General features: G+C 68.9%; 17 protein-coding genes, 1 tRNA gene and 1 pseudogene. 3 read left to right on the plus strand and 16 right to left on the minus strand.

The features are described 5' to 3' along the window. Positions 1-39: 39 nt before the first annotated feature. Positions 40-1,131, minus strand: coding sequence for an ABC transporter ATP-binding protein (locus JNW89_RS03085; RefSeq protein ID WP_238447596.1), 1,092 nt, complete (start codon positions 1,129-1,131; stop codon positions 40-42). A 364-nt stretch (positions 1,132-1,495) separates the two neighbouring features. Here JNW89_RS03085 and JNW89_RS03090 point away from each other — a divergent pair. Then, positions 1,496-1,572, plus strand: a tRNA-Thr gene (locus JNW89_RS03090). Between the two features lie 72 nt (positions 1,573-1,644). On the opposite strand, the gene JNW89_RS03095 is transcribed toward JNW89_RS03090, so the two are convergent. From JNW89_RS03095 to JNW89_RS03165, 14 genes and pseudogenes are all read right to left on the minus strand, one after another. Beyond that, the gene (locus JNW89_RS03095; protein ID WP_238447613.1) at positions 1,645-1,890 is read right to left on the minus strand and encodes a tyrosine-type recombinase/integrase; all 246 of its coding nucleotides are present in this window, start codon (positions 1,888-1,890) and stop codon (positions 1,645-1,647) included. Then, positions 1,785-2,876 carry a site-specific integrase gene (locus tag JNW89_RS03100; protein WP_238447597.1) on the minus strand — a complete coding sequence of 364 codons (1,092 nt, stop codon included), beginning with the start codon at positions 2,874-2,876 and terminating at the stop codon, positions 1,785-1,787. The genes JNW89_RS03095 and JNW89_RS03100 overlap by 106 nt, the downstream gene beginning before the upstream one ends. After that, positions 2,876-3,043, minus strand: coding sequence for an excisionase family DNA-binding protein (locus JNW89_RS03105; RefSeq protein WP_238447598.1), 168 nt, complete (start codon positions 3,041-3,043; stop codon positions 2,876-2,878). The genes JNW89_RS03100 and JNW89_RS03105 overlap by 1 nt, the downstream gene beginning before the upstream one ends. Positions 3,044-3,105: 62 nt before the next feature. Beyond that, on the minus strand, positions 3,106-4,884 hold the full coding sequence (locus JNW89_RS03110; RefSeq protein WP_238447599.1) for a replication initiator: 1,779 nt from the start codon (positions 4,882-4,884) through the stop codon (positions 3,106-3,108). Further along, a complete protein-coding gene (locus JNW89_RS03115; RefSeq protein ID WP_238447600.1) occupies positions 4,884-5,150 on the minus strand; it encodes a hypothetical protein in 267 nt (88 codons plus the stop codon). Before JNW89_RS03115 ends, JNW89_RS03110 begins: the two co-directional genes overlap by 1 nt. Positions 5,151-5,307: 157 nt before the next feature. Beyond that, on the minus strand, positions 5,308-5,871 hold the full coding sequence (locus JNW89_RS03125) for a DUF2637 domain-containing protein (protein WP_238447601.1): 564 nt from the start codon (positions 5,869-5,871) through the stop codon (positions 5,308-5,310). Continuing rightward, a complete protein-coding gene (locus JNW89_RS03130; protein ID WP_238447602.1) occupies positions 5,858-6,151 on the minus strand; it encodes a hypothetical protein in 294 nt (97 codons plus the stop codon). Before JNW89_RS03130 ends, JNW89_RS03125 begins: the two co-directional genes overlap by 14 nt. Beyond that, positions 6,148-6,471: an RRQRL motif-containing zinc-binding protein gene (locus tag JNW89_RS03135; RefSeq protein WP_238447603.1), complete on the minus strand. Its 324-nt coding sequence runs from the start codon at positions 6,469-6,471 to the stop codon at positions 6,148-6,150. Before JNW89_RS03135 ends, JNW89_RS03130 begins: the two co-directional genes overlap by 4 nt. After that, positions 6,468-6,767, minus strand: coding sequence for a hypothetical protein (locus JNW89_RS03140; protein ID WP_238447604.1), 300 nt, complete (start codon positions 6,765-6,767; stop codon positions 6,468-6,470). The genes JNW89_RS03135 and JNW89_RS03140 overlap by 4 nt, the downstream gene beginning before the upstream one ends. Next, positions 6,764-7,202 (minus strand): annotated as a pseudogene (locus JNW89_RS03145) (hypothetical protein). Before JNW89_RS03145 ends, JNW89_RS03140 begins: the two are co-directional and overlap by 4 nt. An 88-nt stretch (positions 7,203-7,290) precedes the next feature. Further along, on the minus strand, positions 7,291-7,500 hold the full coding sequence (locus JNW89_RS03150) for a hypothetical protein (RefSeq protein ID WP_238447605.1): 210 nt from the start codon (positions 7,498-7,500) through the stop codon (positions 7,291-7,293). Further along, the gene (locus JNW89_RS03155; protein ID WP_238447606.1) at positions 7,497-8,372 is read right to left on the minus strand and encodes an FtsK/SpoIIIE domain-containing protein; all 876 of its coding nucleotides are present in this window, start codon (positions 8,370-8,372) and stop codon (positions 7,497-7,499) included. The genes JNW89_RS03150 and JNW89_RS03155 overlap by 4 nt, the downstream gene beginning before the upstream one ends. 86 nt (positions 8,373-8,458) lie before the next feature. Beyond that, positions 8,459-9,394: a hypothetical protein gene (locus JNW89_RS03160; RefSeq protein WP_238447607.1), complete on the minus strand. Its 936-nt coding sequence runs from the start codon at positions 9,392-9,394 to the stop codon at positions 8,459-8,461. A 235-nt stretch (positions 9,395-9,629) separates the two neighbouring features. Continuing rightward, positions 9,630-9,950: a hypothetical protein gene (locus tag JNW89_RS03165; RefSeq protein ID WP_238447608.1), complete on the minus strand. Its 321-nt coding sequence runs from the start codon at positions 9,948-9,950 to the stop codon at positions 9,630-9,632. Between the two features lie 226 nt (positions 9,951-10,176). Here JNW89_RS03165 and JNW89_RS03170 point away from each other — a divergent pair, with 226 nt between their 5' ends. Further along, entirely contained in the window at positions 10,177-11,016 is an 840-nt protein-coding gene (locus JNW89_RS03170; protein WP_238447609.1) for a sigma-70 family RNA polymerase sigma factor, read from the plus strand. Further along, on the plus strand, positions 11,016-11,819 hold the full coding sequence (locus JNW89_RS03175) for a protein phosphatase 2C domain-containing protein (RefSeq protein ID WP_238447610.1): 804 nt from the start codon (positions 11,016-11,018) through the stop codon (positions 11,817-11,819). Before JNW89_RS03170 ends, JNW89_RS03175 begins: the two co-directional genes overlap by 1 nt. 109 nt (positions 11,820-11,928) lie before the next feature. Here JNW89_RS03175 and JNW89_RS03180 read toward each other — a convergent pair whose 3' ends face one another. Next, positions 11,929-12,522, minus strand: a complete 594-nt coding sequence (locus tag JNW89_RS03180) for a hypothetical protein (protein ID WP_238447611.1) — start codon at positions 12,520-12,522, stop codon at positions 11,929-11,931. Between the last annotated feature and the right edge of the window lie 285 nt (positions 12,523-12,807).

Here is a 12,807-nt window from a genome sequence, read left to right on the forward strand (position 1 = left end):
CGGACCGCCCCTTTCGCGTACGTCAGTGCAGCCGGTACGTCAGATCCGCTGGCCGGTGACGGCGTGGAAGACGTGGCTACGGCCGGTGCGCGGCTTGACGAACACGGTGTCACCCATGTTCGGCATGGTGCGCCGGTCGGTGCGAACGACGAACCGCTCGTTCGCGCCCTCGAGCGCGGCGTGGCCGTAGACGTTGGCGTCCGAACCGAGGTCCTCGACCAGTTCGACCACGACGGGCATACCGCCCTCGGTCGGGCTGACCAGGTCGCAGTCCTCCGGACGGAAGCCGACGGTCACCTTGCCGTCGCCACCCTCCTCCTTGGCCGCGGCGACCTGCTCCCGGGTGAGCGGAATGTGCAGGTCGGCGAAGGAGGCGCCCTGCTCGTTCAGCGGCACGGTCTTGATGTTCATGGCGGGGGAGCCCATGAAGCCGGCGACGAAGACGTTGGCCGGGGTGTCGTAGAGCGCGCGGGGGGTGTCCACCTGCTGGAGCACGCCGTCGAGCATGACCGCCACCCGGTGGCCCATCGTCATCGCCTCGACCTGGTCGTGCGTGACGTAGACCGTGGTGATGCCGAGCTTGGCCTGCAGCGAGGCGATCTGGGTACGGGTCTGCACGCGGAGCTTGGCGTCGAGGTTCGACAGCGGCTCGTCCATGAGGAAGACCTGCGGCTCGCGGACGATCGCGCGGCCCATGGCGACCCGCTGGCGCTGGCCACCGGAGAGCGCCTTCGGCTTGCGGTTGAGGAACTCCTCCAGCTGGAGCAGCCCCGCCGCCTCCTTGACCCGCCGGTCGATCTCGTCCTTGGAGGTCTTGCGCAGCTTCAGCGCGAACGCCATGTTCTCGTACACCGACATGTGCGGGTAGAGGGCGTAGTTCTGGAAGACCATCGCGATGTCGCGGGCCTTCGGCGGCAGGTGGGTGACGTCCCGGTCGTCGATGTAGATCGCGCCGTCGTCGACGTCCTCGAGGCCGGCGAGCATCCGCAGGCTGGTGGACTTACCGCAACCCGACGGGCCGACCAGGACGAGGAACTCCCCGTCGCCGATCTGGAGGTCGAGCTGGTTGACCGCGGGGCGTTCGGTGCCCGGGTAGATCCGGGACGCCTTCGCGTAGGTGACCGTAGCCATGGTGGAGCGCTTCCTTTCACCGGCAGGAACGTGCCGGACGATCCGAGTGAAGGAGCCACCGGCACCCTCGGTGCCGGTCCTCGGGCGACGTCCCCTGCGGCCGGAGCCGATCGGGGGTGTCGTCCGTGTCACTGCACCGTAAACGGCTTTCCCCACCCTGCCAAGACAGGGGACAGCGGGTGGGACGGACCGCATACGCATTCCGGTCAGTCAGGCACGCCCGGGTATCAATCGGCACGGACGGCCGCGCGGGCCACGGCGATGCGTCGGCCCCAGGGGTCGGGAAATTGACGTTTTCCGTGCTCGGGACACCTGCCGAGCGGGATTTTCGGACACCAGTCGCTATGCTGACGTCGGCACACGCGCCCCTGTAGCTCAGCTGGCCAGAGCACTCGCCTTGTAAGCGAGATGTCGCCGGTTCGATCCCGGCCGGGGGCTCCACCTACACCAGGCCCTTCGCGGCGGCTGATGACGTCGGTCGGCCGGATGACAGCAACGCTGACAGCAACGCGCTCACGACAGCCGCCCGTCAAGCTTGCCGAGCGCCTGACGCATCGCGTCGAGGTTGGCGTGAGCGTAGACCTTCAGCGTGACCTTGACGTCGGCATGCCGGGCGATGGCCTGGACGACGTGCGGGGGAACGCCCAGCTCCATCAGCAGGGACACGACGGTGTGCCGCAGGTCGTGCAGCCGGACACCGGGCAGGCCGGCGGTCTCCCGGAGCCGAGCAAAGGAGCGGCTGAGGTTGGTGGGCTCCAGTGGGGTGCCCCGCTCCGAGGGAAGACCAGGTCGTGGTCCTCCCAGACCTCGGCAAGCGCGGCACGCTCCGCCTGCTGGCGTTCCTGGTGTTCGAGGAGTGTGAGCCAGGTGACCTCGGGCAGTGGCAACACGGCCTCGGAGTCTTCGGTCTTGGCGTCCAGGACGTGAAGCTTTCCGGCGACCCGTTGCACGGTCTGCTGCACCCGTAGGGTGCCTTCGTCCAGGTCGACGTCCGACCAGCGCAGCCCGACCAGCTCACCGCGCCGCAGCCCCATCGTGGCAGCCACGACGTAGAGGGCGTGGAGTCGGTGACCGGCGGCGGCAGCAAGAATCTTGCGTACCTGCTCGACGGAGAGCCCCTTGCCGACCTTGTAACGGGGCGAGGGGACGCGAACCAGCTTGGCGACGTTCCGGGACACCAGCTCTTCGCGCATAGCGTGTTGGAGCGCGTTGCGCAGCACCGCGTGCACGAACTGGATCTGCCTGGCGCTGGGGTAGCGCTCGCAGCAGCGGCCGACGGAGCAGCATCGGCGGTCGGCCGGACGGATCTTGTCGAGGCCGTTGGTGCAGCAGAGGCACTTGTTGCGGAACCCGTCCATGAACGCCTTGACGTGCTGAACTTGCAAGCCATCCAGGCGCTTGGTGCCGAGGGCCGGCATCAGATGCAGCCGTACGGCGCTCTCATACCCTCGGGCGGTGGTGGGCTTGAGGTCGCTGACGTAGGCGGTCAGCCAGTAGGGCAGATAGTCGGCCAGCTTCCAGGCCCGGTCGGGCACCGGTATGCCGCGCTGGGATCTGGACTTCAGGTCGACGAGCTTGCCGTGGGCTTCCTCCCAGGTTGCTCCGTAGACGAACTTGCGCTTGCGACTGCCGTCGGTGGTGAGGACGTATGCCTGTCCGACCCAGCGGCCGTCGCTGGCTCGCTGGTAGATGGAGCCTTCGCCGTTGGGATTCCGGCGGGCGCTGGGCTGGCGTGGTTTGGGCATCATGCGGCTTCTTCCGTGAGGATGGCGATGACTTCGTCGATGGCGGCGGCAGGGATGAGGCGGCGGCTGCCGACCTTGAAGGAGCGCAGCCGGCCGGAGCGGATCAGGTCGTAGACGAGCGAACGGCCGATGCCGAGCGCTCGGGCGGCTTCCTCGACGCGCAGCACGCGAGGAGTGATCGGCGTGGGGGTGTCCAACGGATGGCCTTCCTCGTGCGACCGGGCAGGGTTCAGGCTGCGGCGGGTGCCGCATCAGCGCAGGTGGTGCTGAGTTCGTGGGCGAGTTCTTCGCGGCCGGTGGTTCGTCGTTCGCGGGCGAGGGCGGCGGCGGTGTTGGCGAGGAGTGCGTCTCCGGTGGTGTGCCAGCCGACGCCGGCGAAGGTGAGGGTGCCGACGATGAGGGTGGTGTCGTCGTGGTGGTCGACGGCTCGCAGAGCGCCGGGCTGCTCGTGGTCCTGGTCCTCGTGCCTGCGGAAGGTGACGCGGGTGTCGCGCAGGAGTTGGAAGGTGACGGAGTAGCGGCGGGCTTTGGTGAGGAAGTGGCCGCCGAAGCCGAGCATGTGTGCCCACCGGCGCAGCCGGGCGTAAGGGTTGGCCGTCGCCGGTTTCACCGGTCCGGTGTCAAGGGCGGCTTGACGCTGGGCGACGCAGACGGGGCAGGCGGGGTAGCGGGTGTGGGTGCCGCAGTCGGGGCACTGCCAGCGCTGGACGAAGCCGGGCCGTGGCCGGTGGTCGCGGGGCCGTTGGGACAGCGGTACGGGTGTGCCGGTGGGTCGGCCGATGCGCCAGCAGGCGTCGATGAGGCGGGCGGTGTGGTCGCCGTCGGGGTCGGCGTAGTCGCCGATGGTGTCGGCGTTGAGCCTGACGGAGCGGTGCCCGGTTACCTCGGTGCTTTTGGTGGCGTACTTGGCAAGGTATCCGGCGACCATGCTGTCGGTGACCTCACCGCGACCGGTCAGGCTGATGGGTCGGATGTCGACCTGCTCGCCCCAGGCGATGGGCCAGCCGCCGGGCCGATCGGGGTGGCCGGGGGTGGCGAAGGCGACCTGCTCGGCGGCGTGCCGGAGGGCGTCTCTCAGGTCGGCGACCGTGAACCCGGCTGGCGGCGGGACGACAGCGGTCGGGTCGTCGGGGTCGACGCCGTCGAGGCGGACCAGGGCGTGGAAATGCACGGCCCCGCGTGCCTGGAACTCCGCCGCTTTGCCGTGCGACAGCCGGACCGGCGGAACCTTCCGCACGTTGCCGGCGGCGGTGACGACTCGGACGCGGGGGATGCCCCGGCGACGGGCGAGCTTGGCGAGGTGGCGTTCCGCGGCTTGCTTGGTGCGGTGCCACAGCTCGCCGGAGTAGAGGTTCCAGACGACCTGGTGGTCGTGGTCGTAGCAGTCCAGGCACAACGGATGCCCGAGCACCGCGTCACCCGGCTCGTGGCGAGCCCAGCAAACCGCCGGGCGTCCGTGGGGGCAGAGGCCGGTGTCGCGGCGGGCGTGGCAGGGCTCGGCGCGGCAGTCGCAGCGCTTCCGGTTGGCGCAGGTGTGCCGCTTGACGACGCGGACGTGGACCGGCCCGAAAGACGGGGCGGTGAAGGTGGGGAACACCGCCGGGTGCTCGGAAACCGTCTCGGGGACGCCTTTGCCGCCGATGAGGCCGGCGCGCAGGAGCTGGTAGGCGTCGCGTTGGTAGGTCTGGGCGCAGGAGGGGCAGACCGTGGCCCGCCGGTTGCCGCAGGCGGTGTAGATAGCGGCATCGGGCATGGCGTCGGTGTCCCGCTGCTCCAGCACCCGGCCGGTGCCCTGCTCGACGGTGAGGAGTTGGCCGGCGAGGCGGATGGGGCGGGTGCAGCCGGCGGCGGCGCGGACGTGTTCCAGCCAGCCGAAGTAGTCCGGGCGGGTGGCGCGTTCGAACGCGGAGCCGGCGGCGGTGTAGGCGTAGACGGGTGCGATGGTGTCGGCGTTCGAGCCCACACCCCGGGCCGTGGCTCGGGGCGTGAGGTCCAGCGTCGAGGCCATCAGCCGTCGACCTCGGTGAGGTGGCGGGTGGTGATGGTGCGTTCGGTGACGATGACCCGGCAGGCGCCGCACTGGCGCTTGGCCGGCTCGTGCCGACGGCACGGGATCTGGGCGATCGTTTCGCCGCAGCGGATGGTGACCGGTGCCCGGCAGGGACCGCCGGGGATGGCGTGCACGAGGGTGCGACGGATGTCGAACGGGTGCGGGCCGGTGAAAGCCGGGCAGGTGTGGGTGACCTGCTCGATGTCGACGAGGTGGATGGTCATCGGGCACCACCGGCGATGGTGGTCAGGAGCTGCCGGGCGACGGCCGGGGCGATGTTCAGCCGGTGGGAGAGTTCATCAGCGGTGATGGGCTGGCCGGTGGCCTGTTCGTGCTGCACAGCAGCGAAGCGTGCGGTGGGCAGCAAGTGAGTCGGGACAGTCACGGGGTCAGGCTCGACAGCCGGGGCGGGAGTCGGCTCGGCGGCCAGGGCCGGCTCGGGGGCGGGGGCGATGGCGGCCGGCGGTGCCGGCTCCGGGGTGACCTGCTCGGCCACCTGGACGCGGATCGGTTCGGCGGCTCGTCGGCCGGGGTGTCTTCCCGCGCGGTAGGGGCGGGGGCGAGAACGAGTTTGACCAGGGCCATGAACGCCAGGGCGGGGACGGCGGACAGGAGCCAGCCGGAGATGCCGGGCTTGGCGACCGCGAGTTGCGCGGCCAGGGACAGGCCGGCGGCGGCGATGAGCAGGAACAGCGGGTAGCCGATGGGTGCGCCGGCCCGGCGGCGTCGGCGGATGGTCAGCAGACAGGCGATGGGGACGAGTTCGGAGATGACGGCGTTGGCCCAGCCGAACCACTCGCCGGTACCAGTGGGCGAGTTGGCGAGGGTCCAGTCCTTGACGTGGGTGAACGAGGCGGCACCGGCGAAGCCGGCAACGGTAAGGAGGATGAGGACCAGGACCAGGCCCTCGATGCGGGTGCCGGTGCTCCGGTCAGCGCTGGGCATCGGTCACCTCCCCGGAGGTGACGGCGCGTTCTTCGGCGATGAGGCCGGCGAGGCCGACCCGGATGCCGTTGCAGGTGGCGCAGTGCTCGCCGTCGGCGGCGGTGCAGTCGGTGAGGTGGGCTTCGTGGATGATGCGCAGCGATTCGGCGTAGTAGCCGGACAGGAACCGTTCGAAGGACAGCTCGCCCCGGGAGGCGAAGTCACCGGCAATGACGGTCACGACGTAGTCGTCCGGGGTCATCCGCTCCTGAGCGGCGAGGTTGATGAGGGCGGTGGTCATTGGGCACCTCCGTGGCATTCGAGGCAGCAGCCGTAGCGGCGGGGGATGTAGTAGGGCTGCACCAGCCCGCAGACCCGGCAGGTGCGGCGGGCGCGCAGGGCCTTGGCGATGGCCTCCCGCTGAGCGGGCGTGGCAGTCCGCTTCGGGGCGGCGAGGTCGAGGCGGTAGAGGTAGGCGACGCGCTTGCCGCGCCGCCAGAGGATCTGCGCGACCGGGTCGTGACCGCCGGGGCGGAGGCCGGCGGCGCGTAGTTGCCGGCGGGTGGCCAGCCCGTCAGGTGCCAGCCGGTAGGGGTAGGTCGGGAAGCTGGTGGTGGTCATGGCTGGCCTCCCCAGCGCTGCTGGGCGGCTTGGCGGGTGATGCCGAGGCGGGAGCCGATTTCGGACCAGGAGTAGCCGAAGGCCCGCAGCCCGATGACGGCTTCCCCGATCGCGTCGTCGAGGTTGGCCGACAGAGCGACGAGGTCGCGGAGGGCTTCGACGTCGCCGGTGGCGACGCGGCGGCCGTGGGCGCGAATGATGCGCCGGGTGAAGGCGGCGAACTCGTCGTTCTCCACAACATCCCGCCGCTTCTGCTGGGGCACGCAAGGCGTCAAGGTGGGCTTGACAGTGCTCATCGGTTCTCGCCTCCGTCGGTGTGGAGGCGGTCCCACTCGTCAGCGGCGGCTTCCAGAGCCGCTACGACCTGCTCGGCGGTGCGAGTCGGGTCGTCGTTCCACGAGTACGGGGAGGTGTGCTCGTCGAGGAGGTAGCCGTCCTCGTCGATGAAGAAGACCGGCGCGAAGTTGTCGAGGTGGTCGACGAACACGGCCATGACGGTCAGGTAGTCGCCGAGGGTGCCGGGGTCGAGCTGGGAGAAGTGCTCGACGCGGTGGCCGGCGCAGGCGATGCCGATGGCCGGCGGCGCAGGCCGGCGGGGTGGGGGTGTTGGTGGTGGGGGCGTAGTAGGTGCCCTGGTGCCAGCCGTGCCGGCGTAGGTAGAGGGCAGCCATCCGCAGCAGGTCAGCGGGGGTGACCGGTGCTGTGGTGGGTGGGTTTTGGGTAGCCTTCATGGCAGCCACGTCCTTTCGGTAGGGCTGTTGGTGGGTGGTCGGCAGGACCGGCGTTTGCTGCCAGGCGTGGTCCGGTCCTGTCGGCCGATTACTGGGTGCGCAGCCGCAGGTAGCGGCGGTGGCGGGTGTCGTCGCCGCCCATCGGGGTCGGCGCGGACAGGAAGACGAGTCGGCCGCTGGCCGAGGCAACGCGGACCATCGCGGCGATCTCCGCCGGTTGGGCGACGATCCACAGCTCGACGAACTGCGCCGCCCGCTGGTTGTTGGCGCGGGCGTAGGTCCGCTCTCGGGTGGTCATGCCACCCTCCCGAAGTCGACTCGGGTGAGGTCGGGGACCAGAGCCGGTAACGGCCGGGGCCGGCGGATCCAGGCGGCGTAGTCGGCGATGCCGGCGATCTGCGCGTCGGTGAGGTAGGCGACCTTGATGCGGCGGGGAACCCCGCCTTCCGCGATGAGGTAGGCCGCGCCCTGGTTGGTGGGCTGGATATCGGTGGCCGAGTAGCCCTGCTCAGCCCAACCGTGACCGAGGACGATGTTCGACGAGTTGGGTGTCGTGCAGCGGAACGCGGCGCGGTAGCCGAACAGGTCCCGCAGGCTGGTGGGGATGATGTCGAACGACGGCCGCTGAGTGGCGGCGACCACGGGGATGCCGGCGGCACGCCCGCGTGCGACCAGGTCGCGCAGGAGCGCGACGAACTCTTCCTGCTCCTGCTTGCTGCCGACGGTCGCGGAGTAGAAGGCGATCTCGTCGACCAGGACGGTGATGACCGACAGGCCATCAAGCGCGGTGAGTTTGCGGCGCCCATGGGCGCGCAGCCAGGCGTAGCGGTTGTTCATCACGACCTGGAGCCGTCGCAGGACGGTCAGGGCTTCGGTGATGTCGGGGCCGATGAACGCGTCAGCCACGTCTTCCCACTGGCCGAGCTCGACGAGCTTGCCGTCCAACAGGACGAGGCGGGAGTCGACGGCCAGGGCGGCGTGGGCGGCAATGGCGTTGAGCAGACCGCTCTTGCCGCCGCCGGGTTCGCCGCCGGCGAGGAGGTTGCGGTAGGCGAGGGTGATGTAGACGGGCTGACCGAATTCGTCGATGCCGATGAAGATGGGGTCGAACATCGACAGGCCAGGCCCCACCGGAACCCCCGACGAGGGGGCGGGTGCCGTGGTTGTCATGGGTGCCCTCCTTGGGCTGTTGGTGGGCGCGGAGAGCCACACGAACGAGCCGAGGAGGCTCTCCGCGTCCTGGGGTGATTGGTCGGTTAAATCCAGTCGGAGACGTCGTCGGCATCCGGCGACGTCGAAGCCGCGGGCTTGCTGCCGTTGGCGGCAGTGGCCGGCTTCTTCGCGGCCGGCTTGCCCTGGACGGGCAGGGTGATGGTGGGTGCGTCGACGTCGGGCAGGTCCAGAGCCGTCGGGATCACCGGCGCAGGCCGGTCGGCCGTCGGGGTGTCGGGGTTGATGACGTCGACCAGCGGGGAGCCCACCGTTGCGGTGAGTACCTCGCGGCGTTTGATGTCGAACCGCAGGTACGCGGCGTTGCCGTCAGAGGCCCGCTCGACCAGAGCGGTGGCGGCGTGGCAGGCGACCGCGATGCGGTCGAGACGGGCTTCCAGGTCTGCCTGGGACAGGCCGGGGCGCAGGTAGACCCAGACCCGCTCACCCACCGGGGTGGGCTTGGCCCACAGGATCAGTGGGAGGGAGCCGGACTGGTTGGCGATGATGAACTGCGCGAAGCACACGCGCAGCCGGTGCCGCACTACCAGGCACCAGGTCCAGGCGACCACGGCGCGGCGGCAGGCCGGAACAGCGGCGGGAACGCCGGCGACCAGGGCGACCACCACGAGGGTGACCGGGGTGCTGGTGTGGTTGGCGAGCTGCACCCAGAAGGTGATGACGCCTGTGGTGAGCACGATCTCGGTGGCCCACCACCAGAGCAGCCGCAGCACCGGCCAGATGCGCACGAGCACCCAGGCGAGCCCGCCCAGCGGGACACCGATGGCCGCACCCAAGAACAGGGCGAGGATGGGGTGCATGTAGGAAGCGGCCACCACGGCCGAGAGAAGGCCGACGATGACCGCCGTGAGGATGAACGCCAGGCGAGCCCGCCTGGCCGAGGAGCGGTGGACCTTGGCCTCGATGACCGTCACCGTTCCGGTGGACTTCCCGAAGGGGCGGCGAGGGCTAGACTTGGACACGACGAGTCCTCCCAATGCGAGTTGGGTCGGATGAGTTGGAGGGCACGGGGTCGGCAGATGTAGGAGTCGGACCGACCCCGCGCCAGCTCTTGCGGGGGGATGCCACCACCACTGGTGGTGACGGGCCGGGAATGTAGGAGTCGGAACCACTCCCGGACCTTGGATCTCAGGTCAGCGGACCATCAGGCCGCTTCGCCGACACCACAGAGGCTCACACAGCACGGTGTGCAAAGGACTACTTGGCGGCCGAGTTACCAGCCAGCGGCTTCAGCGAGATGGCGCGGAACGCGGTGCCGTTGCGCCCGTTGGTCGCCCACGGGATGGCCTCCAACTGCTCGACGGCGATGAGCTGTCCCACCTTCACGCCCGGCTTCTCACCAGCCGTCGTGATGGTGATGACCTCACCGCCGGTCTCGTCGAGAACGAAGACCTGGGTGGACCACATGGGCCGGCCGGTGTTCTTCTCCGACCGCTGGTTGCCGTTCTGGTCGTTCTTCGGCTCGGGGTCCTTGGACACCGTGACCTGCTTGCCCTCGGTGGCGATGTACAGCTTCACAACTGACCTCCTGTGTCGTGAGCGCGTCCCCGGTGGACGACTGCTCGTCTGTTAAGCCCCATCAACATCGGGCGTTTGCGGGCTTGAAAACAGTCAAGCAGGCTCAACCAGGGCTGTAAACCCCCCTAAACAAGATTGTTGAGGGAGTCTGTCCGAGCAGTTGAGGGTGTAAGGGCAAGCGACAAACTAGGCTGTAGTTAGCCCCCTGGACAGAGAGGACACCGCAGTGCTTGACCCGGCCAGCGCGGCGAGCATCCAAGACCCGGCCGAACGCGCCCGGACGGTCAGCGCTCTGATCGACGAGTACCAGGTGGCCATCACTGAGCTGTCCCGGGTGCGGCGGGAGACTATCGAAGAGCTGCTTGCCGGGGGCATGACGCAGGGACGGATTGCTGACCTGCTCGGCATGTCTCGCTCCCGCGTATCGCAACTGCTTTCAACAGGCGTTCGGCCAGAGCGCGCGTTCCTGGGCGCCGGCAAGTTGACCGTTGCTATCGGCGGCAAGCAGGAAGCAAACCGGCACGACCCCGGTGAGGTGGTGTCGGTCGAGTCATTCACCGCGTACGAGATGCTGGCCGAGCTGGCCCGCACCGTCGGCTTGGAGTCGGCTTACGAGGTGGTGCCACCGCCGGGGCATGTGCACCTGAACCGGTCGAACCTGATCGTGCTGACGAACCCACGGCTGCTGCCGTTCCTGGCGCAGGTCATGGAGGCGGACCCACACCTGCGGTACCTCGTCGATGACGATGGTTGGTACATCCACGACGTGACGACAAGCCAGGACTACCGCTCGCCGCGAGACCGAGGTGAGACCGCGGACTACGGATACGTAGGACGGCTTCCCCGACCGGACGGCAAGGGCACCTTCCTCTACCTGGCAGGCACCCACGCACAGGGCACACTCGGTGCCGCCCACTTCGTCGCCACCAACCTCGCAGAGCTGTACAAGGAGCTGAAAAACCGCCGGTTCTCAACGGTCATCAAGTGCGTCTATGACCCGAAGGACCGGCGGAAGATCCTGTCGACCGAGCGGCTGACACCGCTGTACCGCCCCGACGGTGCCTGATGCGGGTAGCGACCGCGACGGACCCCGGCCACGCGCTCCGGCCCAATGAGGACTGGGTCGCCGCTGCACAGAGCCTGATCGTCGTCCTGGACGGTGCGACAGCTCGCACGGATACCGGCTGTGTGCACGGCGTGGCCTGGTACGCGGCGAAGCTCGGCTCGACCATCACCGGCCTCGCCGTCGAGGATGACCGCAAGCTGGGCGACGTGCTGACCGATGCCATCGGGATCACGGCGAGGATGCACCCCGAGTGTGACCTCCACCATCCCGCTACCCCGTCGGCGACCACCGCGCTGATCCGGCTGACCGAAGACGCGCTGCAGTACCTCGTGCTCGGCGATACGACGGTGGTGGTCGAGACCACCGATGGGATCGAGGTCTTCAACGACGACCGGGTCGACACCACGGCCCAGGCCGAGCGAGCCGAGGCCAACCGGTACCCGTTCGGCTCCGCGCAGAAGCAGGCAGCACTCCTGCGGATGAAACACGCCGAGTTGGCGTTGCGGAACCAGCCAGGAGGCTTCTGGGTAGCTGCGGCAGATCCCACCGTCGTCACACACGCAATCACCGGACAGATTCCGCTTGCGGCTGTCCGGCGGCTGGCAGTGCTGACCGATGGCGCCGCACGCCTGGTCACGATGTTCGACCTGCTCGACTGGCGAGGAGTGCTGGACGTCCTGGACGAGCACGGCCCGACCGAGCTGATCCGGCGGGTCCGAGCAATCGAGGCAGCCGACCCGAACGGCACCAAGTGGCCCCGCAACAAAGGCAGCGACGACGCCACGGCGGTCTACGCGAATTAAGCCGGCCGGCCGCCGGCCGCCGGCGATGTCGGGGTCCACTTGATGCGTTACGGATTGCACTCAGTTGATCCGTTACACATCCGGCTAGACGATCTTGTACGCGCGTGAGCTAGGGCATCGATACGTCGCGCGGCCAGCCTCCGAGGTGCGGGAACTGGCGTAGATAGCGCTCGCATCTCTGAGCGAAGTCGCCCGGCTCATGCGGCAGTCGAGTGACCGTGACGACGTGGCGCGGGTCGGTGTGCCCGGGTCGCAGCATCTGGATCTGTTCGTCGATGAACTTTCCGCCGGTGAGGTCAGCGATGGCAAGCGCCATGGCCGTCGCTACGACAACACCCACACATGTGCGGTGCGGACTGAAGACCGCCTCGACTTCGCCGCCGGCCTCTGAAGCATGGTCGATGACCATCAGCCAGACGCCGTCATTGCAGCCCGAAATATCGATCTCATAGTGGATCGAGCCAGTCGAACCGTTGGAGTGCGCCTCGATGGGGTCGCCGATGGTGGTGGATAGCAGTTGGGCCTCATCAAGTCGCCGGCCGACACCGACGCGGCGCCCCCGCTCATAACGTCGGTCAACGACCACGCTCAGTTCGGGTATCGCGTCCATGCCGAGAAGCTCCGCCAGGGTACTCCGCGCTGCGGTCAACACGTCAGCGAGCGGGACCGGTCGTAGCACCGACGCCTCTAGGTCAATGGACACGCAGAAACCGTAGCTTCCGTCCCTGCGGAGCCAGCCAATGCGTCACCCATCAACTGAAGCCACCGTGTAACGCGTCAAGCGGAGTCGGACAGCCGGCCGCCGGCGATGTGGTTCAAACTTTCTGTACGTCTTCAAGGCGGCCCTTGACGGGCCGCACACGCCGCCGCCAGGGCGCGCGCCGGCCGCTGCCGCTGTCGCTCTGCGGCCGTCACGCCTGACGCCCGGCGGCTGGCGCGGAGAGCGGGGAGCCCGGAGGCCGCCGCAGAACGACAGGGCGTTGACCGG

Source organism: Micromonospora sp. 4G55, assembly GCF_016803375.1.